General features: G+C 68.9%; 21 protein-coding genes. 13 read left to right on the top strand and 8 right to left on the bottom strand.

Translation table 11 applies throughout. From position 1 onward, the window contains the following. The first annotated feature begins 115 nt into the window (after positions 1-115). On the top strand, positions 116-745 hold the full coding sequence (locus ACFWDI_RS35510) for an alpha-ketoglutarate-dependent dioxygenase AlkB (protein WP_385310510.1): 630 nt from the start codon (positions 116-118) through the stop codon (positions 743-745). On the opposite strand, the gene ACFWDI_RS35505 is transcribed toward ACFWDI_RS35510, so the two are convergent. Then, entirely contained in the window at positions 723-2369 is a 1647-nt protein-coding gene (locus tag ACFWDI_RS35505; RefSeq protein WP_385310509.1) for an amidohydrolase family protein, read from the bottom strand. The genes ACFWDI_RS35510 and ACFWDI_RS35505 overlap by 23 nt on opposite strands. Positions 2370-2380: 11 nt before the next feature. Further along, positions 2381-3718, bottom strand: a complete 1338-nt coding sequence (locus ACFWDI_RS35500) for an amino acid deaminase (protein ID WP_385310507.1) — start codon at positions 3716-3718, stop codon at positions 2381-2383. Between the two features lie 208 nt (positions 3719-3926). Here ACFWDI_RS35500 and ACFWDI_RS35495 point away from each other — a divergent pair, with 208 nt between their 5' ends. The 4 genes from ACFWDI_RS35495 to ACFWDI_RS35480 all read left to right on the top strand — a co-directional run bounded on the left by ACFWDI_RS35495 (position 3927) and on the right by ACFWDI_RS35480 (position 7794). Continuing rightward, positions 3927-5027: a sugar kinase gene (locus tag ACFWDI_RS35495; protein ID WP_385310530.1), complete on the top strand. Its 1101-nt coding sequence runs from the start codon at positions 3927-3929 to the stop codon at positions 5025-5027. Beyond that, positions 5024-5803 (top strand): IclR family transcriptional regulator, encoded by a 780-nt coding sequence (locus tag ACFWDI_RS35490; protein ID WP_385310505.1) that lies wholly within the window; start codon positions 5024-5026, stop codon positions 5801-5803. Before ACFWDI_RS35495 ends, ACFWDI_RS35490 begins: the two co-directional genes overlap by 4 nt. Then, positions 5800-6210: a RidA family protein gene (locus tag ACFWDI_RS35485; RefSeq protein WP_327325764.1), complete on the top strand. Its 411-nt coding sequence runs from the start codon at positions 5800-5802 to the stop codon at positions 6208-6210. Before ACFWDI_RS35490 ends, ACFWDI_RS35485 begins: the two co-directional genes overlap by 4 nt. A 111-nt stretch (positions 6211-6321) precedes the next feature. Next, positions 6322-7794: a GntP family permease gene (locus tag ACFWDI_RS35480; protein WP_385310503.1), complete on the top strand. Its 1473-nt coding sequence runs from the start codon at positions 6322-6324 to the stop codon at positions 7792-7794. An 83-nt stretch (positions 7795-7877) separates the two neighbouring features. Here ACFWDI_RS35480 and ACFWDI_RS35475 read toward each other — a convergent pair whose 3' ends face one another. The 6 genes from ACFWDI_RS35475 to ACFWDI_RS35450 form a co-directional block, all read right to left on the bottom strand. Continuing rightward, positions 7878-9251: a M14 family metallopeptidase gene (locus tag ACFWDI_RS35475; protein ID WP_385310501.1), complete on the bottom strand. Its 1374-nt coding sequence runs from the start codon at positions 9249-9251 to the stop codon at positions 7878-7880. Positions 9252-9584: 333 nt separating this feature from the next. Then, a complete protein-coding gene (locus ACFWDI_RS35470) occupies positions 9585-10862 on the bottom strand; it encodes a PQQ-binding-like beta-propeller repeat protein (protein WP_385310528.1) in 1278 nt (425 codons plus the stop codon). Between the two features lie 118 nt (positions 10863-10980). Then, positions 10981-12684 carry a chitinase gene (locus tag ACFWDI_RS35465; RefSeq protein ID WP_385310499.1) on the bottom strand — a complete coding sequence of 568 codons (1704 nt, stop codon included), beginning with the start codon at positions 12682-12684 and terminating at the stop codon, positions 10981-10983. A 164-nt stretch (positions 12685-12848) separates the two neighbouring features. Further along, complete coding sequence (locus ACFWDI_RS35460; protein ID WP_385310498.1) at positions 12849-13286, bottom strand: hypothetical protein; 438 nt, start codon at positions 13284-13286, stop codon at positions 12849-12851. Further along, a complete protein-coding gene (locus ACFWDI_RS35455) occupies positions 13283-13831 on the bottom strand; it encodes a hypothetical protein (RefSeq protein WP_385310496.1) in 549 nt (182 codons plus the stop codon). The genes ACFWDI_RS35460 and ACFWDI_RS35455 overlap by 4 nt, the downstream gene beginning before the upstream one ends. A 22-nt stretch (positions 13832-13853) precedes the next feature. Next, complete coding sequence (locus tag ACFWDI_RS35450) at positions 13854-15377, bottom strand: hypothetical protein (RefSeq protein WP_385310494.1); 1524 nt, start codon at positions 15375-15377, stop codon at positions 13854-13856. Between the two features lie 333 nt (positions 15378-15710). Between ACFWDI_RS35450 and ACFWDI_RS35445 the strand changes: the two genes are divergently transcribed. From ACFWDI_RS35445 to ACFWDI_RS35410, 8 genes are all read left to right on the top strand, one after another. Continuing rightward, complete coding sequence (locus ACFWDI_RS35445) at positions 15711-16589, top strand: hypothetical protein (protein WP_385310492.1); 879 nt, start codon at positions 15711-15713, stop codon at positions 16587-16589. Positions 16590-16711: 122 nt separating this feature from the next. Beyond that, positions 16712-17425, top strand: coding sequence for a Flp pilus assembly protein CpaB (gene cpaB / locus ACFWDI_RS35440; protein ID WP_362687983.1), 714 nt, complete (start codon positions 16712-16714; stop codon positions 17423-17425). A gap of 7 nt (positions 17426-17432) precedes the next feature. Further along, positions 17433-18713, top strand: coding sequence for a CpaE family protein (locus ACFWDI_RS35435; protein ID WP_385310489.1), 1281 nt, complete (start codon positions 17433-17435; stop codon positions 18711-18713). 11 nt (positions 18714-18724) lie between these two features. Next, positions 18725-19159, top strand: a complete 435-nt coding sequence (locus tag ACFWDI_RS35430) for a TadE/TadG family type IV pilus assembly protein (protein ID WP_385310487.1) — start codon at positions 18725-18727, stop codon at positions 19157-19159. A gap of 4 nt (positions 19160-19163) precedes the next feature. Continuing rightward, the gene (locus ACFWDI_RS35425) at positions 19164-19520 is read left to right on the top strand and encodes a TadE/TadG family type IV pilus assembly protein (RefSeq protein ID WP_385310486.1); all 357 of its coding nucleotides are present in this window, start codon (positions 19164-19166) and stop codon (positions 19518-19520) included. 36 nt (positions 19521-19556) lie between these two features. Next, on the top strand, positions 19557-20894 hold the full coding sequence (locus tag ACFWDI_RS35420; protein ID WP_385310485.1) for a CpaF family protein: 1338 nt from the start codon (positions 19557-19559) through the stop codon (positions 20892-20894). Between the two features lie 17 nt (positions 20895-20911). Beyond that, complete coding sequence (locus tag ACFWDI_RS35415; RefSeq protein WP_385310483.1) at positions 20912-21850, top strand: type II secretion system F family protein; 939 nt, start codon at positions 20912-20914, stop codon at positions 21848-21850. 9 nt (positions 21851-21859) lie between these two features. Then, entirely contained in the window at positions 21860-22735 is an 876-nt protein-coding gene (locus ACFWDI_RS35410; RefSeq protein ID WP_385310481.1) for a DUF5936 domain-containing protein, read from the top strand. The last annotated feature ends 79 nt before the right edge of the window (positions 22736-22814 follow it).

The following is a 22814-nucleotide window of genomic DNA, read 5'->3' as shown; positions in this document are numbered from 1 at the left end:
GTGACGCCCGCCGTGTCGTGACCCGGAACGGGGCCCCGGCCGGGCCCTGGCGGCGGGGCTCCCCTCACCCCGAGCGATCCGTTCGTATGTTCGAATACCGAGGTACCCTGGAGGCATGGCAGCACACCTCCAGGGTTCCCTCTTCGACCAGACCGACGAGATCCGTCTCGGTCAGCTGAAGGGCGTGCGGCGGACCGTGCTCGGTGACGGGGCGTGGATCGATGTCCTGCCGGGATGGCTCGGCGGGGCGGACGCGCTGTTCGAGGAGCTGGCGTCCGGTGTGCCGTGGCGGGCCGAGCGGCGCCAGATGTACGAGCAGGTGGTGGCGGTGCCCCGGCTGCTCGCCCACTACCGGGAGGGCGACGCGCTGCCGCACCCCGTCCTGGACGAGGCCCGCGCCGCCCTCTCCGCCCATTACGCCGACGAGCTCGGCGAGCCGTTCGTCACGGCCGGACTCTGCTACTACCGCGACGGCCGGGACAGCGTGGCCTGGCACGGCGACACGGCCGGGCGGGCGTCCCGGGAGGACACCATGGTCGCCATCGTGTCCGTCGGTGCCCCGCGCGATCTGGTGCTGCGGCCCAGGGGCGGCGGCCGGCTCCCGGTGCGGAGGCCGCTCGGGCACGGCGACCTCATCGTGATGGGCGGCTCCTGCCAGCGGACCTGGGAGCATGCCGTGCCGAAGACGGCGCGCTCGGTGGGGCCTCGCATCAGCATCCAGTTCAGGACGCAGGGCGTGCGTTAGGCGGCAGCCGGGCGGGTCGGTGGTCCGTGCGGCGGACCGAGCGGCCGGCCAGCACATCCGTACGGCGCCCGTCCTCGATCACGAACCTGCCGTCGATCAGCACATGCGGGATACCGATCGGCAGCGTACGCGGGGACTCGAAGGTCGAGCCCGCCGCGACCGTGTCCGGGTCGAAGAGAACCAGGTCCGCGCGGTATCCCTCGCGGACCAGGCCGCGGTCCGGCAGGCGCAGGCGGGCCGCCGGGCGGGAGGTGAGGTGGGCCACCGTCTCCTCCAGGCTGAGGATGCCCAACTCCCTTGCGTACCGGCCCAGATAGTGCGGGAACGTGCCGTACGCGCGCGGGTGCGGTTTGTCGCCCTGGAGGATGCCGTCGCTGCCGCCCGTGTGGACCCGGTGCCGCATGATCTCCCGGACGTTCTCCTCGTGGCCGACGTGCTGGAGGATCGTCGAGCCGAGCCGGTCGTCGATGAGCAGCCGGCGGGCGGTGACCCACGGGGCCTCGCCGCGCTGGGCCGCCGACTGCGCGACCGTCTTGCCGACACAGCTCGCGAGCCCCGGGTCGCTCACGCCCGAGATCTCGATGGTGTCCCACTCGATGGGTACGCCGTGGCAGCCGTCCGCGCCGATCTCCTCCATATGGTGGCGGATCTTCTCGGCGGTGGAGTCGTCGCGCAGGCGCGCCAGGATCGCGTCCGGGCCGCCCTCGCTCGCCCAGCTCGGCAGCATCGCGACGAGCGTGGTGCAGCCGGGGGTGTACGGGTAGGTGTCCAGGCTGATGTCCGCGCCGGCGGCCAGCGCGTCGTCCAGCAGCGCGAGCAGCTCGGGAGCCCTGCCCTTGTTCACGCCGAAGTTCATGGTGGCGTGCGCGAGATGGAGGGCGCAGCCGGCGGCGCGGGTGAGGGAGACCATCTCCTCGTACGCCTGGAGAGCCCCGGCGCCGTACGAGCGGTGGTGCGGGCAGTAGTAGCCGTCGTAGCGCGCCACCACCCGGCAGAGTTCGATGAGTTCGGCGTTGCCCGCGTACATGCCCGGCGTGTAGGTGAGGCCGGACGACATGCCGACCGCGCCCTGTTCGAGGCCTTCGGCGACGAGCTGCTTCATCCGGGCGAGCTCGGCGGGGGTCGCGGGGCGGTCGTCCCAGCCCACCGCGTACATCCGGACCGTGCCCTGCGGGATGAGATACGCGGCGTTGACGGCGATGCCCTGCCGGTCGAGCCGGTCGAGGTACTCGCCGACCGTACGCCAGTCGAAGTCGACGGTTGTGTCCCCGGGCGCACCGCCGTTCCAGCCGGTGATCGCCTTGCGGACCTCGGCGAGGGTCGGGTCGTCGACCGGTGCGTACGACAGGCCGTCCTGGCCGAGCACTTCGAGGGTGACGCCCTGTGCGGCCTTGGCCTCGTGCGCGGGGTCGCGGAGCAGCGCGAGATCGCTGTGCGCGTGCATGTCGATGAAGCCGGGGGACAGGGCGAGGCCGTGCGCGTCCAGGAGGCGGGTCCCGGACAGGGCGGGATCGCCCTCACGGCGTACAGCGGCGATGCGGCCGTCGTCCAGGCCGACATCGGCGCGGTACGAGGGTCCGCCGGAGCCGTCGATGACGCGTACGTCGCGGATGACGAGGTCCATGGCCCGGCCCCTCAGAAGAACGTGCGGATGTAGTCGGTGACCGTGCCGTCCGCCTCGACCAGCGGGATCAGCTGCCATTTGTCGAAGCTCGTGCACGGGTGGGACAGGCCCATGCCGACCCAGTCGCCGACCTCGAGCTCGGCCTCCGCAGTCGTGCGGACCCAGCCGTGCTGGTCGGACAGTCCGCTGACCGTGATGCCGTGCGCCGGGCGGATCTCGCCGGTGCGGCCGTCGCGGACGACCTGGGCCTCGGGGAGGTCGAGGTCGTATGCCGCGTCGCGCTTGCCCGCGTTGACGAAGGCCTGGTCGGGGGTGGGGCGGGAAACGACCTGGGCCCAGAGGCGGAAGGCGGGCTGGAGGGCGCCCTCCTGCGGGATGCGGTTGAAGGGGGTGAGGTGGCGGTAGTGGCCGTCGTCGTGCGAGACGTACGCGCCGGAACGCAGCAACTTCAGTACGGGGAGGGAGAGTTCGGGGATCTCGGCGAAGACGTCCGCGACCGCGTCGAACCAGGCGCTGCCGCCCGCGCTGACGACGATCTCCTCGGTGGCGGCGAAGCGGCCGGCCTTGTCGAAGTCGGCGGCGAGTGCGGTGAGGCGGCGCACCCAGGCGCGGACGCGGTCCCCGTCGGCCTGCGGCACCTCGCCCTCGTAACCCGCGACGCCGACGAGGCGGAGGGTTGCGGCGGCGGCCACCGCGTCGGCGACGGCTGCGCAGTCGGCTTCCGTACGTGCTCCGGTCCGGGCACCTTCGCCGGCGCCGAGTTCGACGACGACGTCGAGAGGGCGGGAGACGCCGGCGTCGCCGAGGGCCGCGTCCATCAGCTCGACTCCGCGCACGGAGTCGACGTAACAGATGAAGCGGAAGCCGGGGTCGGTGTCCAGCTCGTGCGCGAGCCAGCGCAGGGCGGCCGGGTCGACGACCTCGTTGGCGAGGAAGATGCGCTGGATCCCGTAGGCGCGGTAGACGCGGGCCTGGTGCGGGACGGCGGCGGTGATGCCCCAGGCGCCGTACTCCAGTTGGCGGGCGAAGAGCTGCGGCGACATGGAGGTCTTGCCGTGCGGGGCGAAGACGAGGCCGTGGCGCTCGGAGTACGTCTCGAGGAGGGCGAGGTTGTGCTCGACGGACTCGGCGGAGAGGGCGAGTACGGGGGTGGTGAAGCCGCCGGTGAAGAGGTTGCGGCGCTCGGCGGCCAGGGCGCCGACGGTCAGGCCCGCGGTTTCGGCGTCCGGGGGGAGGGCCTTGAAGCGGTGGTCGACCGGTTCGTCGGCGAGCCGGTCGAGTCGTCCGGCGGCGATGTCGTCGGCGGCGTCGGCGGCGGTGTCGGCGGTGTCGGTGGCGTCGGCAGCCATGGGGCCTCCTCGGGAGATTGCCGTACAGTACGTGCATTCTGTCGCGTTGCATTCTCTGCAACACCCATTGCGCACTTCGCTTACCGCTGTCTAACATCCGAGCCACGCCGGGTCAATGGAGTCTCCGGCGACCGACCAGCGAGGAGCTTGAGCGACTGTGACCGCGACCGTGCCAGGACCCGTCGACGTCGTCTGTCTCGGCGAGTCCATGGTCACGTTCCTGCCCACGCGGCAGGGGCGCCTCGCCGATGTGCCGTCGTTCGTACGTGGTATCGGCGGAGCCGAGTCCAACGTGGCGTGCGGTCTGGCGGCGTCCGGGCACAGCGCGAAGTGGGTCGGGCGGGTCGGCGCGGACGGCTTCGGTGAGCACCTGGTCGCGGCGATCGCGTCGTACGGCGTCGACACGTCGGCGGTGCAGCGCGATCCGCAGCGGCCGACGGGGATCTACTTCCGTACGGCCGGCGACCGCGCGGCCGATGCGCATGAGGTCCTCTACTACAGGGCGGGATCCGCGGCGTCGGCGATGTCGCGGTCGACGGTCCGGGACGAGGACGTGTGGTCGGGGCGGATCCTGCACCTGTCCGGGATCACGGCGGCGCTCTCGGCGGACTGCCTCGCCCTGATACGCGAGCTGACGACATGTAGGCCGGGCCGCGGGCTCGTCTCGTTCGACGTGAACTACCGCGTGAACCTGTGGCGCGAGGCCGAGGACCCGCTGGTGCTCCTGGACCTGGCCCGGGGGGCGGACATCGTGTTCGTCGGCGAGGACGAGGCGGAGGCGGCATGGGGCCTGCGCGGCGCGCCGGCGGTCCGCGCGGCGCTGCCGGAGCCGGAGGTGCTGATCGTGAAGCAGGGCGCGCAGGGGGCGACGGCGTATGTACGGGACGCGAAGCCCGTCCTCCCCCCGCCCCTGCCCGAACACGGGGCTCCGCCCCCGGACCCCCGCGCCTCAAACGCCGGCGACGCTGATTTTCCAGCTCGTCCGGTAGCCCCGCGTGGCGGACCCGCCCCCGACACCGTCACCCACGCACCCGCGCCCCGCGTCGATGTCGTTGCCCACGTCGGCGCCGGCGACGCCTTCGCCGCCGGGTTTCTCTCCGCCACCCTCCGCGGGCTGTCCGCCCACCACCGGCTGCGGCACGGGCATCTCATGGCCGCCGCCACGCTCACCACCGACGCGGATCTCGCCATGCCGCCCACGCGGGCGTATGCCGACCGGCTGGTCGCACTCGACGCCCGCGGCTGGGAGACACTGCACCTCGGCCCCGGCTGGACCGCAGCCGTGGATGAGGAGGTACCTACGCCATGAGCCAGACCGTCGATCGCGCCCTGAGCATCCTGCCGCTGCTCGCGCAGGGACCCGCCGACCTCGGACAGGTCGCCGACCGGCTCGGCGTGCACAAGTCCACCGCCCTGCGCCTGCTCCGTACGCTCCACGAGCACGGACTCGTCTACCGCCAGCAGGACCAGCGCTACCGCCTCGGCGCCCGTCTCTTCGCGCTCGCCCAGGAAGCCGTCGAGAACCTTGATGTACGGGAGATCGCCCACCCCCATCTCGTACACCTCAACGAGCAGTGCGGGCACACCGTCCACCTCGCCGTGTACGAGGAGAGCGAGGTCCTCTACATCGACAAGGTCGAGAGCCGCTATCCCGTCCGGATGTACTCCCGGATCGGCAAGCCCGTCGCCATCACCGTCGCAGCGGTGGCGAAACTGCTGCTCGCCGACCTCCCCGAGGCCGAACGGCGCGTTCTCGCCGAGAAGCTCGACTACCCCATGTACACATCCCGTTCGATCCCGAACGGCGCCGCGTTCCTCAAGGAGCTCGCCGTCGTCCGCGAACAGGGATGGGCCACCGACCTCGGCGGCCACGAGGAGTCCATCAACTGCATCGGCGCCCCCATCCGCGGGGCGGACGGCCGGGTCGTCGCCGCCATGTCGGTCTCCGCGCCGAATGTCGTCGTCACCGCCGAGGAACTCCTCACCCTTCTCCCGCTGTTGCGCCGCACCGCGGACGCCATCAGCCGGGAGTACTCCGGTGCTGTACCTGATTCCCAAGCCGTCCCACCCAAGGAAGCTCCATGAGCGAGAAGATCGCGATCACCCCCGCCACCCACACCGCACCGCCCGCGAAGTTCTCCCACGGCGTCCGCAAGGGCAACATCCTCCAGGTCGCGGGCCAGGTCGGCTTCCTGCCCGCCGTAGCGGGGCAGCCTCCGACGCCCGCGGGACCGACCCTGCGCGAGCAGACCCTCCAGACCCTCGCCAACGTCAAGGCCGTGCTCGAAGAGGGCGGCGCGAGCTGGGACGACGTGATGATGACCCGCATCTACCTCACGGATGTGGCCCACTTCGCCGAGATGAACGAGATCTACAACGCGTACTTCGAGGAGCAGGGCCTCAAGGAGGCCGCCTCCGCCCGTACGACTGTGTACGTCGGCCTGCCCAAGGGCCTGCTCATCGAGATCGACGCCCTGGCAGTCCTCGGCTGACCTGCGGCTGATCCTGCACCACCCCGCTCTTCACGGCGCGGCGCTCTCCCCCCGAGCGCCGCGCCGTGATCCCCCACGCCCAAAATCCCCCGAACAACGAGGTCCCCCGCCATGCTGCTCGCCGCTGACGCACCACCGGAGACCCCACCCCACACGGGCGGTCTGCTCCTGCTCATTGACGGCACCGCCGGTCTGCTGACCGTCGCCGCCCTCGGCATCGCGCTCCTTCTCCTCCTGATCATCAAGGTCAGGCTGCAGCCGTTCGTCGCGCTCCTCGCCGTCTCCATAGCCGTCGGCCTGGCCGCCGGCCTCTCCGTCACCGAACTCTTCGGCACCGTCCAGAAGTCCGCCGCCGTCTCGGTCATCGAGTCCGGCATGGGCGGCATCCTCGGACACGTCGCGATCATCATCGGTCTCGGCACCATGCTCGGCGCGATTCTCGAAGTGTCGGGCGGCGCCGAGGTGTTGAGCTCGCGCCTGCTGAACCTCTTCGGCGAGAAGCGCGCCCCTCTCGCCATGGGCCTCACCGGCCTGATCTTCGGAATCCCGGTCTTCTTCGACGTCGGCATCTTCGTCCTCGCGCCGATCGTGTACGCCGCCGCGAAGCGCTCCGGCAAGTCGATCATTCTCTACGCGATGCCCCTGCTGGCCGGTCTGTCGATGACCCACGCCTTCCTGCCGCCGCACCCCGGCCCGGTCGCCGCCGCCGGCCTGCTCCATGTCTCACTGGGCTGGGTCATCCTGATGGGCATCGTCGTCGGCCTCCCGGCGGTCCTCGCCGCCTGGGGCTACGCCGCCTGGATCGGCAAGCGCCTGTTCGTCGAGGTCCCACAGGACATGCTGGAGGCCGCGGAGGAGGCCAAGGCCGCCGTGCGCGCGGAGCAGACCGCCGCGGGCCGCACCCCGCAGGAGCGCCCGGTCGGCCTCGGCACGGTCCTGGCCATCATCGGTACGCCGCTGCTGCTGATCCTCGCCGCGACGTTCTCCTCCATAGCGCTGGCCCCCTCCACGCTGCGCTCGGTCATCGAGTTCTTCGGCCACCCCTTCGTCGCCCTGACGATCGCGCTGCTGCTGGCGTACTACCTGCTGGGCCTGAGGCGCGGCTGGTCCCGCAAGTCCCTGGAGTCCGTGTCGACTTCGTCGCTGAAGCCGGTCGGCAACATCCTGCTCGTCGTCGGTGCGGGCGGCGTCTTCGGAGCCGTACTGAAGGCGAGCGGTGTCGCGCAGGCGCTCTCCGACACCTTCAACGGCATCGGGCTGCCGGTCATCGTCCTCGCCTATCTGATCTCGCTGGTGCTGCGTGTGGCGCAGGGCTCGGCGACGGTCGCGATCGTCACCACGGCCGGCATCGTGCTGCCGCTGGTCGAGAACGGCGACCACTCACAGGCCTTCCTGGCGCTGGTCATCATGGCGATCTCGGCCGGTTCGATCTTCGCCTCGCATGTCAACGACGGCGGATTCTGGATCGTCTCGAAGTACTTCGGCATCACCGAGCGCGACACGCTCAAGTCGTGGACGGTGCTGGAGTCGGTGCTGTCGCTCGCCGGCTTCGCGGTGGCGGCGGCGCTGAGTCTGGTCGTCTGACCGTACGGATGTGAGCAGGGTGCCCCGGGACGTCATCCGTCCCGGGGCACCCTGATGCGCAGGCTTTCCGATCCGCGGATCCGTCAGCTCTTGCAGTACTGCTGTTCCTTGCCGATCGAGCGGTACATGCAGTCCGAGTTCTCCAGCAGCTGGAGCACGGCGTCCCGGTTGCGGCTCGTCTCGCGCTCGATCACCTCGTCGGGCGGGTAGAAGCCGCCACCGCCGAAGCCCGTCGGGTACATCTCGAAGGTGTACGCGAAGATCTTCTGGTTGCCCCACAGCCAGTCGTCGATCGAACCGTCCGTGATGTAGAGGTCGCTCGACTGCTCCGGGGTGTAGCCGTTGCTCGCGGCCATCTTCCTGCCCACCGTGGCGAAGGCGTCCCGGTCGTCCTGGGTCAGCCCCGGGGCGGTGTCGGCGTTGGTCCAGCCGAACGGCCAGAGCACCAGCTCGCTGTACGTGTGGAAGTCGATGGCCGTCTTGATCTGCTGCTTGCCGCCGACGACCCGGCTGCGGGCGAAGTCGGCGACCACCTTGACCTCGGGCGCGGACTCGGCCCTCGCGCCGCGGTAGGTCTCGGATCCGGCGGAGCCGGAAGAGCCGCCGCAGCAGCCCCACTTGTAGTTCCAGTTGCGGTTGGTGTCCGTACCGACGGACGAAGAACCGGAGTTGGGCTGCCGGTTCTTGCGCCAGCTGCGGTAGGAGCCGGTGGCGATGTCGTACTCGCCGCCGTCCGGGTTGACGTCGGGGACGATCCAGATCTCGCGGCCGTTCACGGCGTTGGTGATCCGGGAGTCGGTGCCGTAGCCCGCGCCGAGCTCGCGCAGCAGATACAGCGCCATCTCGACGGTGAGATGCTCGCGCGCGTGCTGGTGGTGGGTGAAGAGCACCTCGGGCTCGTTCTCGTCCGTCGCGACGTTGTCGCTGACCTTGACGGCGATGATGTCCCGGCCCTGGTAGCTCTTGCCGATGACGCGCTTGCTCATGATGCCCGGGTACTTGGCGATCCGCTGATCGATCTCGGCGGTCGCCTCGGCGTAGTTGTGATAGCGCGAGTCGGCCGACGGGAAGTCGAACGGCTGGACAGCCACGCCGCTCCTGGTTCTGGCCGGGGGTGCGGACAGAGCGACGAGCTTGTATCCGAGGGCGCGAAGCCGCTTCGCCTCGGTGGCGGTGGCGCTGACGACGAGGGAGTGCGCGTCGGCCTCGTCGACCGAGACGCCGGTGGCGGCGATGGCGGTACGGGCGGCGACGGTGGACGGGCCCTGGATCTCGTACTGGAGGATCTGCTCCTCCCCGGCGGCGGCCGGGGATGTCGCGTCGGGGGTGGCGGCATTCGTGGGCGAGGCGTTGGCGGTGAACGGTGCGGCTACTGCGAGCGCCAGCAGGGCCGCGAGGGTGGCGGTCTTCCTGCCGCTCAGCTTTCCGTTGCCGCCGCCGCGTGGGCGAAGTCGCATGCTGTCTCCTGGGTGGGGAGTGTGGGGGGTTGCTCAGTTGCGACGCACGTGGTGCGGGTGTGTGCGCACATCTTGAGGGGCTGGCATGACCCGGTCAAGAGTGCGCTTCAGCCATCGGCACGCTACCGCGCCGAGGAGCCGAAACGTCGGACGCCTCCGCGTGATCACCCGTACGCCTCCTTGGTGACACCGGTCACACTCCGGGACCAGTGGGGAAGGCGGCCACGTTCATGGCGTGCGCCGCCGGTCATCAAGGGGACGAGACCAATAACCAGCCACGTCCGTCCAGTTGGAGATACATCGGACCGGGGGTTCTTCCGACCGCGGACGCCGTCAGAGCCGTACGGCCCGCACGCCCTCGGTGTCCGGGCCGTACAGCATTCCGTCCCGCACCACCGGGTCGTCCGCCAACGCCCCGTCGCACGGCACCCGCCACTGCGGTTCTCCGGTGGCGATGTCGTACGCCCACCAGGCCGTGTCGTGGCCGACGAGGGCCAGCCGGCCGACCGGGACCGGGAGGGTCCACGACGGTTGTTCGCGGTCCTGGCGCCACAGTTGGCGGCCGGTCAGGGCGGAGTGCGCGAGGACATAGCCGGGGCGGTCGTCGCCGATGCTCCGGCCGTCCTCGCCGTTGTACTGGTCGCCGGACGAGAGCAGCACCGTGCCGGCGTACGGAACCACCTCGTCGCGCGCGTGAGGGGCGGTTGTCGCCGTCCAGGTCCGGCGGCCGTCGGCGGTGGCGTGTGCGTGCAGATGGCCGCGGCCGTCGTGGAGGTAGGCCGTACCGCCGTCCGGGGCCGCGGTGATCGTGCCGTCCAGGGCCGGGACGTTCCAGCGCGGGGTGCCGTCGGCCGCGTCGTACGCGTACAGGCGGGTGTTGCCCTTGGGGCCCGAGACGAGGAGGACGGCGTCGGCTCCGAGCGCGAAGTACGGGGAGTACTCGCCGCGGGCTGCCGCGATGTGCCGGCGGACCCGACCCGTGGCGGGGTCGCAGGCGGCCACGCCGTCGGGTGTCTCCTTGAAGAGAACACCGCGCTTCGGGTCGGGCGTGAAGAGCCAGGACGCGTCGCCGCGCCACAGGACACGGCCGCTGCCCGTGTCGATCCCGCACACCACGCCCGGCTCCAGCACCTGGCCGTCGTCGTCGGTCCGCGCGCGCAGTTGGACGCAGAGCACACTGCCGAGCACGAACGGCCGGTCGGGCTCGCCCTCCTCGACGAGCGGGCCGGTACGCCACAGGCGCTTGCCGTCGCTCGTGCGGTACGCGTGGACCAGCCCGTCCTGGCTCACGCGGAAGACCGTGCCGCCGGCGACCGTGACCATGTCGGGTTCGGTGCCGGTCGACTCGCCGCCCTTCGCACTCCAGCGGGTGTCACCGGTCCGGGCGTCCAGCGCGTGCAGCAGGTCGGGACCTACCGTGGCGACGTAGACCGTGCCGCCGTCGACCGTGAGCTCGCCGTAGACACTGCCGTCGAACGTCCACGCCGTGGCCCGCTTCTTCGGCCCGTCCTCCTCCGCCGCGCTGCACGCGCCGAGGGCGCCGACTGTGGCCACCAGGCCGAGCGAGCCGCGCAGCAGAGTGCGGCGGCTGATGCCGAGGTCGTCCCCCATCGCGTTCACAGGCGCAACGTACAGCAGTGCATGGCGACGTACAGCAGAGCGCGGCGACGTACAGCAGCGCCGCCGGGGGAGCGGCGGCGCTGCTGTTCCAGGGAGTCAGGAGCGGCGGTTACGGGAGGGCGTGCACATGCGGGCCCACCGCGTTGGACCAGGCGTTGCCCGACGTGGCGTCCCAGTTCGTGGACCAGGTCATCGCGCCGCGCAGCGAGGGGTATGTCCTGGACGGCTTGAAGGAGCCGCAGTTCGTGCCCCTGGCGAGGCAGTCCAGCGCGTTGTTCACGATCGTCGGGGAGACATAGCCGCTGCCCGCGCCACTGGTCGAGGCCGGCAGACCGAGCCCCACCTGGGCCGGTGCGAGACCGCCTTCCAGCTGGATGCAGGCGAGGGCGGTGAGGAAGTCCACCGAGCCCTGCGAGTACACCTTGCCGTCGCAACCGAGCATCGAACCACTGTTGTAGTACTGCATATTGACGACGGTCAGGATGTCCTTGATGTTGAGCGCCGTCTTGAAGTACTCGTTCGACGTCGACTGCATGTCGATGGTCTGCGGGGCCATCGTGATGACGAGTCCGGCGCCCGCCTTCGACGACAGCGAACGCAGCGCCTGCGACATGTACGTCGAGTTGAGCCCGTTCTCCAGGTCGATGTCGACACCGTCGAAGCCGTATGTCTGCATCATCGAGTAGACGGAGTTGGCGAAGTTCGTCGCGGAGGCCGAGTCGTTGATCGTGACGGTGCCGTTCTGGCCGCCGATCGAGATGATCACGGACTTGCCTGCCGCCTGCTTGGCCTTGATGTCTGCCTTGAACTGGTCGACGGTGTAGCCGCCGAGCCCGGCCGAGTCGAGATTGAAGGTGACACCGCCGGGCGTGCCGGTCGCGTCGGCGAAGGAGACCGCGATGATGTCGTAGTTCGCCGGCACATCGCTGATCTTCTGCACGGTGGCACCGTTGTTGAAGTTCTGCCAGTAGCCGGTCACCGCGTGCTTGGGCACCGATCCGCCGCCTCCGCCACCGCCGGTGGCCGAAGTGGTACCGGTCACCGCCGCGGACTTCGCGGACTCACCGGCCGCGTTGGTCGCGGTCACCTGGAACTGGTACGAGGTGGATGCGCTCAGCCCGGTCGCGGTCGCCGAAGCGCCGGTGACCGACTGCACCTTGGTGCCGTTCCGGTAGAGGTTGTAGCCCGTCGCGTTGGACACGGCGTTCCAGGACAGGGCCACGGAGGACGAGGTCACGGATCCGGCCGCGAGACCGCCCGGGGCGGCGGGCACGGTCGGCGAGGGGTCGCCGCCACCGCCGGCGTCGGGGCCGAAGACGGAGACGTCGTCGGCGTAGTAGGCGGCCTGCCCGTACCAGCCGTGCGTGTAGACCGTCACAGAGGTGGTGCCGCTGCCGGTGGTGAAGGTGGTGGACAGCTGCTTCCAGCCGGCGGAGTCCGGCGTCCAGGTGGAGACGTCCGTCGTGCCGGTGCCGCTCGCGCCGAGGTAGGTGTAGCCGCCCTGCACCCAGGCGCTGAGGGTGTACGTCGAGTTGGGCTTCACCGTGACGGTCTGCGTGCACTTGGCGTTGTCCTGCCCGGCGGGCGTGGCCTTGAGCGCGGAGGCGCCGCCGTGTACGGGGGAGGAGGCGGTGACGCCGCTGCCGCCGGAACAGGTCCAGTTGGTGAGCCCGGACTCGAAGCCGGCGTTCTTGGCGACGTTGATGTCGGCGGCCTCTGCGGTACCGGCGATGCCCATGAGGGAAAGCCCGGTTCCGACGGCGAGAGCCAGGGCGGCACCGAGCCATCTCCGTGAGCGTGTGGTGCGGTCCACTTGCTGCCTCCGGTGGGGGAGTTGGGGGGTGTGGAGGGGTAGGGAACGGTGGCCACCGTTGGGCGTACAAACTGGTCCAGACCAATAGGGTTGTCAAGACCTCTGGCGATGATTCGTATACGGACGCGCACCGCTTATCCGGCGTGTGTGCGGGACGGCCGCGCTCAGTCCCCGTCCTGCAGCCGGTCCCCGGCGTATCCCGCCACGCACCCCACCACCAGCACCGCGTTGGACAGCAGAAGGCCCTCCGCCGCCAACTCCTCCCACTGCACGGCCATGTTGAGCAGCTGCGCCACGACCGGTACGGCGAACGCAGCCGTCAGATGCCGGGGCGTCGACGCCCGGTACGGCTCGTGGTGGATCCGCGCCGCCGCCCAGGCCGCCGACGCGATGCAGAGCGCGTTCGGCAGATGGATCAGGAGCAGCCGGCCGCCGAAGGTCTCCAGGCGCGGGCCCGTCGCCACGTAGTCGTAAACGAGTGTTGCCTGGGCGTACTCGGTGAAGACCAGGACGACGACTCCGGCGGCCCAGGCCCGTACGAGCGCCAGAAACGCCGCACCACGCCGCTCCTGGTGCGCCCGCTGATAGCCGTATCGCGTCATCGCGCCGTGACCGTGATCGAGCTGATGATCTTCTTCAGGTCGCCGTCCGCGAGCCGTCCCTCGGCCGCGTCGATCCGTACGGCGTACGCCTTCTTCTGCGCGTCCAGCCCGGCGACGATCACGCCCTTGATCCGCGTCCCCTGCTGGACGAACTCGAAGTCGACGCGCCGGGCTTCCGTATCCTTGCCGTCCGGGCCCGTGACCTTGACGTCCCGCTGCCCGTGCAGCTTCGAGCCGAGCGCGATGCCCGCCTCCGCGCCGATCGCGGCCTCCTCCGCCGTATCGGCCTCGGTGAAGTCCAGCTGCACGGTGATCATGCCGACCGCCCTGCCGTCGGCGGTGAGGGTGGCGGCGGCCGCGTTGTACTTGCTGCGTTCCGCGTCGCTCTGCGGCTTGAAGGCGGGCGGACGGGCGACGGTGAGGGCAGGTGTCCGCAGCGTGCCCCAGTCCTCGGGGGCCCGGCCTGCCTTGTCCGTACCGCATCCGGCGGCGAACAGGGCGGCTGCGAGCAGCCACGCGGCGGCGGTCTTCTTCCGGCTACGCATCGCAGGTGCTCCCTCGGACTGGTCAGTTGGCGCAGTAGGTGTACGGCACATAATGGCGACCGTTCCCATGGGGTGCGCCCAGGAACTCCGCGGCATTGAGGGTCTCCTCCTTCTTCTCGGTGGAGACCGAGAAGCCGAGGCTGAGCCCGAGATTCAGCTCGAAGCCGTACTCGGCCGCCTCCGTCTGCCCTGTGTATGTCGTCTTGCTGGACAGGCCCTCGTCGAAGAGCAGCTGCCCGAATCTGTCGTCGGCACCGGGCCGTTGCGTCGGGGCGTGGGCGTTGAACATATAGGCGAAGGGCGCGCCGTACTGCCCGCTTCCGTCCAGCCAGTCCTGCGCGATCGCCCGTCCGGCATCGCCCTCGGCCCCCGGCGCGAATGTCATGGAGTTGGTGACGACCTCGATCCCGGTGGTCTGATCGCTGCCCTTGACCCCGCCGCTGCCACCCCGCTTGTCCGTGCCCGACTTGCCGTTGTCGCCGCCGACCTTCGCCCCGTCCTTGGTCCCGCCCTTCTCGACGGTGCGGGTCATGTCGATACGCAGCAGCTTGCCGGTCTTCTTGTCGTGGGTGACGGTGATGGTGCCGGTCTGCGTGGTGGACGCGGACGACTCACCACTGAGCGGCCCGGCCTCGTACCCGGCCTTGGTCCCGTACTCGATCGACGCGCTGTACGTATACGACTTGGTGCCGTTGAAGTCGTTGTCGGTCCAGGTCGCCTCGGGTGTGAACTTGAAGGCCCCGCCGAGGGTCGCGCCGAGCTTCTTCTCGTCGCCGGCGGAGAGCTTGAGCCCACCGGCGGCACTGGCCTCGAGCGCGACCTTGCCGTAACTGATGTGACGGTTGCCGAGCTTCTCCTCGATGCGCTTGCGCAGCTTCTCCTCCTCGGCGAGGGGCCCCTTGCCGAGGAAGTAGAGGATGCTGTTGCCGAGCCCGCCACCCTGCGCGTTGGCGTGCCGATTGGTGAGCTCGTACGTCTTGAGCTCCTCGAGGTCCTTACGGAAGGCGGCGGCGTCCGCCTCACTGTCGAAGACCCAGGTGTCGCCGTTGGTGACCTTGATCCCGGCGCCGAGCTCGACCTTGTCCGAGCCGAATTTCCCGATCTTGGCGCCGGGCTTCCAGTCCTTCTTGGCGGCGACGGAGGCGGCGTCGGTGAAGGTCATCATCACCCGCTGATCACGATCGTCGACGGCGCCGTCGCCGTTGACGTCGGTGTTGGCCTTGAAGCTCTGCTGCTGGAAGCCGTATTCCTCGCCCCACTCGATGAACAGGATCTTGGCTTTGGCGCCGGCTTTGTCGGTGATGGAGGAGATCTGGCAGAGAGGGGGCTCGTAGTCGGCGTCGGTCTTGGGTTCGGCTTCGGGCCCGGGAGCCGAACTGCAGGAACCGCCCGTGATCACACAGCGGATCTTGTCGCCGATCACGCGGCCCACGTCCAGCGTCGTCACCGCGGCGATCACGGCGATGAGGACCACCAGCACTCCGATGTACTCAACGGCCGTGGTGCCCCGGTCGCGTGCCGGGTTCCGTTCTCGGTGCCGTCTCATCCGACGTCCCCCTCGGTGACCCCATGCCTCTCGCACAAGGAATCGGAAGTGGAGCGTACGAAGGAGCGCGCCGGGGTGGCTTGGGCCCGGAGACCCAAGGCGGGCCCAAAACGGAGCTGCTACGGCACGAATTCACTCCCATGAAACGAGAGTTAACCTCTGACGCCTTCGCCCGTTTTCGCCTGTGCGGAGCGTGTGCGGGTTGTGGCCCAGAGATCTGAAAGGTGTTCTCTGCCTCGTATGACGTGGATAAAGTGCTGGAGCAGAAGCACGGAGCTGTAGGTATCTGCGGTCGCCGGAACCCCGGCGTCCGGAGCTGAACGGGGAACCAGCGTGCCGACCGCAATAGCTGTCACCAGCGCCGATCTTGTGCTGCCGCCCACCGACCACCAGACCCCCACTGCGGCTCTGCTGCAGGCGCCGGATGCTCAGCCCCTGGGTGCCGCCCTTGCCGACATGACCGTCCTGCTGGAGCAGCACGGCTATGTGATCGCGCTCTATCCCGCGTCCATACCCGTCGCCCACGAACGCCGGCTGCACACCGTCCGGTCGGTCCTGGAGAGCGACCGGATCGCGCTCCTCAAGCTGGATCTGCCGCCGCTGGGCGTGGCTGTACTGGGGCGCCAGCTACGTCAGTTATCCATCTGCGACTTCAGCGCGGGGATCGTCGCCTCCGCCGCCCGCCTGCTCTCCCACTACATCTACGCGGGTGCGCTGCTCAACTCCGTCACCAAGCTCGACCGAGTACCGGTGAGCCTGAAGTCCCATGCCAAGTCCTGGGTTCCGGGCTCCCAGTTCGCCGTACTCGCCAACCCCGGTCCGCAGCTGATCAGGATTGGCGCGGGTCAGCTCGCCGGTCCCGAGTTCAGTACACAACTGCTGTTCGCCAAAGGACAGTTGCAGACCGAGTGGGTGACCTCGACACTGGCTCCGGCATGGCAGGTGCAGGCAGTGCAGGAGACCGCACTTCTTTCCGACTCCCCTCGCTGGTGGGGCACGTCCAGACTGATCGAATTCGCCGCCTACCTGCCCGATATCTCCGTGCTCTACCAACTGGTTTCGTCCGTACGGCGAGAGGTGTGCACCTGGTGCGGAATTGAACTCATCGGTGATCGCTGCGGCTTCTGCTCGGCGCCGCTCGCCCCTGCCGAGAACCAAACACGCACGCCTGGTGTCCTGAACCAAGGGACTCCCATGCACCAGAGGCCGTAACCGGCGACTGGGGCTGCTCCCCGGACGCTCCACCTCAACGGCCCAGCCGCAGCAGCTCAGGTACGTGCACAGTTCCGACTCTGTCCACTCCGTCAACGCTTCTGAACGAGGTTCTCCTGCCCATGAATTCACGTCAGCGCCGTGGCGTCATACTTCTGCTCCTGTCGGTTCTCTGCGCCTTCGGTGTGTTCGCCGGCGTTCTGTCCGTCATCAGTGATGTGAATTCCAAGGTCGGGCCCGAGGTCACGGCGTACCGGATCAAATCCGACGTGGCCCCTTACACGGTGCTGGAGCCGGGGCAGTTCGAGAAGATTTCCATGCCCAAACGCTGGCTGTCGCAGAATGCGGTCACCGATCTTGCGGTGGTGAAGGACAAGATCGCTGTCACGCAGCTCAAGAAGGGCTCGTTGCTGCAGGACGACATGATGGTGAGGAAGCCCGCGGTCGGCAATGGCGAGCAGGAGATCGCCATCATGATCGACGCGGCCACCGGTGTGGCAGGAAAGATCACGCCGGGTTCGCTGGTGAACATCTTCGCCACCTTCGCCGGGAAGAAGGAAGGGGACGTGGACCAGTCCCGCATCATCGTCCCCAACGCCAAGGTCATCGACGTCGGCCGGATCACCGCCCTCAAGCCCGACAAGGACGACCGGGGCAGCGGACTCACCCAAGCCGTGCCGATCACCTTCGCCCTCAACACCACGGATGCCCAGCGTCTGGCCTACGCCGAGTCCTTCGCCGAGCACGTCCGCCTGGCACTCCTCGGCAATGGCAGCCCCACCACGCTGCGCCCGGGAGACGGCACCTACACCCTCGACGAAGACAAGAACAAGTGAGGGCTGTATGACCACGCGAATCATCCCGGCCGTCGGCGACGCCGATGCCGCCCGATCCATCGCCACCCTGCTCAGCCAGCTCCCGGACGCGGAGCCGGCCGGCCCGGTGGGCGACTCGACCACGCTCCTCGACACACTGGCCCGACTGGCCGGCGAGTCGATCGACGAGCTGCCCGAGGTCGTCCTCGTGCACGAGCGGATCGGACCGGTACCGGCGCTCGAGGTGATCCGGGAAGTGGCACTGCGCTTTCCGGCGGTCGGGGTCGTGCTCATCACCACCGATGCCAGCCCCGGGCTGTTCTCGGCGGCCATGGATTCGGGTGCGCGAGGTCTGATCGGACTGCCACTGAGTTACGAGGAGCTGGTCACCCGGGTCCAGGCGGCGGCCGGCTGGTCCGTCGGCGTACGCCGCCACCTCGGGCAGGGCACGGAGGTCTTCTCCGGTCCGGGTGGCACAGTCGTCGCCGTCGCGGGCGGCAAGGGTGGCGTCGGCACCACACTGATCGCGGTCCAACTGGCCCTGGCGGCACAGGCATCGGGCCACCACACCGCACTCGTCGACATGGATCTGCAGGCCGGTGACATCGCCTCCTATCTGGATGTGCAGTTCCGGCGCTCCATCGTGGACCTGGCGGGCATCCAGGACATCTCGCCCCGCGTGCTCCAGGACGCGGTCTTCCACCACGAGACCGGGCTCGGCCTGCTGCTCGCTCCCGGCGAGGGCGAACGCGGCGAAGAAGTCACCGACCGGGTGACACGACAGGTCGTCAGCGCGCTGCGCCAGCGCTACCAGGTCGTGGTCATCGACTGCGGCTCACAGATGAGCAGCGCCAATGCGACCGCCATCGAGATGGCGGAAAGGGCGGTGCTGGTGACGACCCCGGACGTGGTCGCGGTGCGCGGCGCCAAGCGCATGGTCCGGCTCTGGGACAGGCTCCAGATCCGCAAGGCGGAGGAGACCGTCACTCTCGTCAACCGGCATATACGCAACACCGAGATCCAGCCGGCGCTGATCGAACGGATCACCGGCACCCGGGTGGCCTCCATCGCCGTTCCGTCGAACTTCAAGGAGCTCCAGGGCGCGGTCGACGCCGGCCGGATGCAGGACCTGGAGGCCAAGAGCACCGTCAAACAGGCGCTGTGGGGCCTGGCCGGAGAGCTCGGCCTGGTGAAAACGGCGGAGAACGAGGGCAAGGGCAGGGCCAGGGGCGGAAGGGCCGCGAACGACCGGGGGTCGCTCGCTTTCGGACGCCGTTCACGTGGCGACGCATCGAGTGACGGGAAGTGAGGGGCAGGAGGATGAGAACCAACTGGCCCGGAAGGCATGTACGGGTCGGCGCGCGGGCCCGAAAACGGGGACTCGCAGGCGACCGCGGCCAGATAGCCGTCGAGTTCATCGGCATGCTGCCGATCATTCTCATGACGTGTGTGCTGCTCTGGCAGGCCGTGCTGTTCGGATACGCGTACACCCTGGCGGGCAATGGCGCGGACCGGGCGGCGCACGAGGCAGGCGTCACCTACGGGCAGCTGGACACGGCAGCACAGTGCAACGAGGGCGCGCGCCTGGGCGTGGCCGACCCGGACTACGAGTTCAGGGAGAACTGCAGTCCGGATCTGGCGCACAACACCATGCGGGCGAGCGTCGAGGTGAAGGTCCCGGTGCTCATACCGGGTCTGATCGACTTCTCGTTCGGCCCGGTGACCGGCAAAGCCAGTTCGCCGCTGGAGGGCTGAAGCGATGACCAGGCGCAGAGACGACAGGGGCGCGACCGCGGTCGAGTACATCGGATTCCTGCCGATCCTGATTCTCATCGGGATCTGCCTGCTGCAGTTCGGTCTTGCCGCGTACGCCATGCAGCAGGCCGGCACGGCCGCCCGCACCGCCGCCCGTATCGGATCCCAGAGCAATGACGCCGCGGCCAAGGCGGCGGGCGAGGCAGCCGTCAGCGACCTCCTCCACGAGGGCACCGACGTCGACATGAGCGGCGGTTCCACCGATGACGCCAAGGCGACGGCCACCGTTCGGATTCCCTCGGTCATTCCGGGCTTCTCGTTCGACCCGGTGAAACGTACGTCCATCATGCCGCGCGACTGACGAACAGACCCGCACAGCGAAGGAGTGGGAGTACTGATGAGCCTTCTGGAGCGCCGAGGCGCCCCCGAGGAGAACGGCGGGAACCGCGAAGACGGTCATCTCGTCGCGACCTACCGGGCGAAGCTGCTTCAGGAGATCGACCTCGCGGAGATGTCGGCGCTCGCCGCGGTGGAGCGTCGCGTCCGGCTGGAGCGCGTACTCGGCCACATCATCAGCCGCGAAGGTCCCGTCCTCTCCACCGTCGAGCGCGCTCAGCTGATCCGGCGGGTCGTCGACGAAGCCCTCGGCCTCGGCATCCTCGAACCCCTTCTGGAGGATGCGTCGGTCTCCGAGATCATGGTCAACGGCCCGGACCAGATCTATGTGGAGCGCGGTGGCCGGGTCGAGCAGCTCCCGATGCGGTTCGCCTCCAACGACCAGTTGATGCAGACCATCGAACGCATCGTCTCCACCGTCAACCGCCGGGTGGACGAGTCGAATCCGATGGTCGACGCCCGCCTTCCCAGCGGCGAGCGCGTCAACGTGATCATCCCTCCGCTGTCGCTGACCGGCGCCATCCTCACCATCCGACGCTTCCCCAGAGCCTTCACCCTGCGGGAGCTGATCGGGCTCGAGTCGCTCGACGAGCCGATGCTCTATCTGCTCTCGGCGCTGGTGCAGTCCAAGATGAACATCATCGTTTCCGGCGCCACCGGTACCGGTAAGACCACACTGCTCAACGCCCTGTCCGGGCTGATTCCCGAGGGCGAGCGTGTCATCACCATCGAGGACTCGGCCGAGCTGCAGCTGCAGCAGTCGCATGTGATCCGTCTGGAGTCCCGCCCTCCGAACGTCGAGGGCAAGGGGCGGATCACCATTCGCGACCTCGTACGCAACTCGCTGCGTATGCGCCCGGATCGCATCATCGTCGGCGAGGTCCGCGGCGGCGAAACACTTGACATGCTCCAGGCGATGTCGACCGGTCACGACGGCTCTCTCGCCACCGTCCACGCCAACAGTGCCGAGGACGCGCTGATGCGGCTGCAGACCCTCGCCTCGATGTCCGAGGTGGAAGTCCCCTTCGCCGCCCTGCAGGACCAGATCAACTCCGCCCTCGATGTCATCGTGCAGCTCACCCGCCATGCCGACGGCTCCCGGAAGATCACCGAGATCGCGATTCTCGACTCGCACGGTCGCGAACCCTTCAAGATCGTCTCGGTGTGCCGCTTCCTGGCCCAGCCGATGGAAGCCGACGGAAAGATCCACGGGCACTTCGAGTACTACCCGCTGACCCGCCGGGTCGCCGACCGCTTCTACATGGCCGGCCAGCCCGTCCCTCAGGCCTTCGGTATCGCACAGTCCGACGAACAACTCGCCTCCAGAGAAGCCAAGTAGCGAGTAGGTGCCAGGAAATGAATCGACTGGATCAGCTGACGATCGGCGCCACACTGCTCTTCAGTGCGCTCCTGATCGCGGGCGTCCATACCTACGCGTCGGGCAAGGCCCAGCGCGCGGCGCTGGAACAGCGCCTGTCGTCGACGCAGCAGATCACGACGACCGGGCGGCGGCGCCGCTTCAGGGGCTTGGACCGCAGGCTGAAGCAGACCGGCTTGGGCAAGAAGATCGAGCGACGGCTCGCCGCCACGGGCCTGGATCTCACCCCGGGAGAGTTCTTCGTCTACATGGTCGCCGCCGTCGCCGGGTTCTGGCTCCTCGCCAGCTCGATACTCGCTTCCTTCTTCGGCCCGATCGCGGGACTGATTGCGCTCTGGTCCGCGTTCGCCTTCCTCAACTGGCAGCGTCAGAAGCGCATCGAGAAGTTCATCAACCAGCTGCCCGAGCTCTCCCGCATCATCGCCAACGCCACTCAGGCGGGCCTCGCCCTGCGGATGGCGATCAGCCTCGCCGCCGAGGAGCTGGAGGAGCCGGCCGGAGACGAACTGGCCAAGGTCGCCAACGCCCTCGCTCTGGGCCATTCCATCGACGACGCTCTCGGCGAGCTGGCGGACCGCTTGCCCTCCCGCGAATTGGTCGTTCTTGTCACGACCCTTGTCCTCTCGAACCGCTCCGGTGGCGCCATCGTCAGCTCCCTGCGCAATCTCACGGAGACGCTGGAAGAGCGCAAGGAGACCCGGCGCGAGGTCAGGACCCAGCTCTCTCAAGTGACGCTGACCGCCTACATCGTCCCCGGGATGGGCCTCGCGATGCTGATGCTCATGGACAGCGTCTGGGACGGCGCGCTGGACAAGATCACCGGTAACACGATGGGGCAGGCGGTCGTCCTGCTCGCCCTGGGCCTGTATCTCGTCGGCTTCTTCCTCGTCCGTCGCCTGGCCAAGATCGAAGTCTGAGGAGGCGCCATGGAACTGCTGCTCGCACTCGCCGCAGGGCTCTGCGTAACCGGCATCTTCTACGGGATCAGGCTCTACCGCGCCGATGCCAAGCTGCCGACGGATCTCGCCCTCGCCCTCGAAGTGGGCTCCACCCGCACCAGCGCCGTCGGCAGCGGCATCGACCGCCTCGGCATGCGCTATGCGCCCGCGGTGCTGCGGATGATGGGCCCCAAGCGAGTGAACAAGCTGCGGGAGAGACTCGACAAGGCGGGCAACCCGGGCGGTCTGACCGTCGACCGCTATGCGGCCCGACGCGCCGTCTACGGATTCATCGGTGCGTTGGGGGCGTTCGCCCTGCTCATCAACGCCCATCCATTTCTCGCCCTGCTGTTCGTGGCTTTCGGCATCTGGTGGGCGGAGGTCGGAATCTGGGCGGCCACCCGCGCGCGCAAGGCCGCCATCGAGCGCACGCTCCCGGACTTCCTCGATGTGCTGGCGGTCGTCGTCTCCGCCGGCCTCGGCTTCCGCCAGGCACTCGACCGGGTGGCGGAACGGTACCGGGGGCCATGGGCCGATGAACTCAAGATCACGCTGCGCCAGATGGACATGGGTGTCAGCCGTCGCGACGCCTTCGAGCAGCTGCGCAAGCGCAACGCCTCCGAGCAGGTCGCCCAGTTCGTCACCGCGCTCCAGCAGGGCGAGGAGCTCGGCGCGCCCATCGTCGACACCCTGATCGCCATTGCCAACGACATGCGCCGTACGGACGCCCAGAACGCCCGCCGCAGAGCGTCCAAGGCCGTCCCGCAGGCGACGGGCATCGTGACCATGCTCATGGTCCCGGCCACCATCCTGCTGATCGGAGCCGGCATGTTCCTCGGCTCGGGCATGAGCATCGGCGGATGAGCAGCGGATCCCGAGGAAGGGGGAAAGGCACATGGTGCTTCACCCGGTGTCCACCGGACCGGCCGGCATCGTGACGGCG

Source organism: Streptomyces sp. NPDC060064 (assembly GCF_042736455.1).
Lineage (GTDB): Bacteria > Actinomycetota > Actinomycetes > Streptomycetales > Streptomycetaceae > Streptomyces.
This window is presented reverse-complemented; position numbering and strand designations above follow the sequence as displayed.

Bases quoted from the DNA above. Each gene is read 5' to 3' on its own strand.
- ACFWDI_RS35450 (WP_385310494.1), bottom strand. From the start codon at position 15,377: ATGAGACGGCACCGAGAACGGAACCCGGCACGCGACCGGGGCACCACG.
- ACFWDI_RS35420 (WP_385310485.1), top strand. From the start codon at position 19,557: ATGAGCCTTCTGGAGCGCCGAGGCGCCCCCGAGGAGAACGGCGGGAAC.
- ACFWDI_RS35430 (WP_385310487.1), top strand. From the start codon at position 18,725: ATGAGAACCAACTGGCCCGGAAGGCATGTACGGGTCGGCGCGCGGGCC.
- ACFWDI_RS35485 (WP_327325764.1), top strand. From the start codon at position 5,800: ATGAGCGAGAAGATCGCGATCACCCCCGCCACCCACACCGCACCGCCC.
- ACFWDI_RS35490 (WP_385310505.1), top strand. From the start codon at position 5,024: ATGAGCCAGACCGTCGATCGCGCCCTGAGCATCCTGCCGCTGCTCGCG.
- ACFWDI_RS35475 (WP_385310501.1), bottom strand. From the start codon at position 9,251: ATGCGACTTCGCCCACGCGGCGGCGGCAACGGAAAGCTGAGCGGCAGG.
- ACFWDI_RS35495 (WP_385310530.1), top strand. From the start codon at position 3,927: ATGGTCACGTTCCTGCCCACGCGGCAGGGGCGCCTCGCCGATGTGCCG.
- ACFWDI_RS35410 (WP_385310481.1), top strand. From the start codon at position 21,860: ATGGAACTGCTGCTCGCACTCGCCGCAGGGCTCTGCGTAACCGGCATC.
- cpaB (WP_362687983.1), top strand. From the start codon at position 16,712: ATGAATTCACGTCAGCGCCGTGGCGTCATACTTCTGCTCCTGTCGGTT.
- ACFWDI_RS35500 (WP_385310507.1), bottom strand. From the start codon at position 3,718: ATGGCTGCCGACGCCACCGACACCGCCGACACCGCCGCCGACGCCGCC.
- ACFWDI_RS35425 (WP_385310486.1), top strand. From the start codon at position 19,164: ATGACCAGGCGCAGAGACGACAGGGGCGCGACCGCGGTCGAGTACATC.
- ACFWDI_RS35455 (WP_385310496.1), bottom strand. From the start codon at position 13,831: ATGCGTAGCCGGAAGAAGACCGCCGCCGCGTGGCTGCTCGCAGCCGCC.
- ACFWDI_RS35510 (WP_385310510.1), top strand. From the start codon at position 116: ATGGCAGCACACCTCCAGGGTTCCCTCTTCGACCAGACCGACGAGATC.
- ACFWDI_RS35505 (WP_385310509.1), bottom strand. From the start codon at position 2,369: ATGGACCTCGTCATCCGCGACGTACGCGTCATCGACGGCTCCGGCGGA.
- ACFWDI_RS35435 (WP_385310489.1), top strand. From the start codon at position 17,433: ATGACCACGCGAATCATCCCGGCCGTCGGCGACGCCGATGCCGCCCGA.
- ACFWDI_RS35460 (WP_385310498.1), bottom strand. From the start codon at position 13,286: ATGACGCGATACGGCTATCAGCGGGCGCACCAGGAGCGGCGTGGTGCG.
- ACFWDI_RS35415 (WP_385310483.1), top strand. From the start codon at position 20,912: ATGAATCGACTGGATCAGCTGACGATCGGCGCCACACTGCTCTTCAGT.
- ACFWDI_RS35470 (WP_385310528.1), bottom strand. From the start codon at position 10,862: ATGGGGGACGACCTCGGCATCAGCCGCCGCACTCTGCTGCGCGGCTCG.
- ACFWDI_RS35480 (WP_385310503.1), top strand. From the start codon at position 6,322: ATGCTGCTCGCCGCTGACGCACCACCGGAGACCCCACCCCACACGGGC.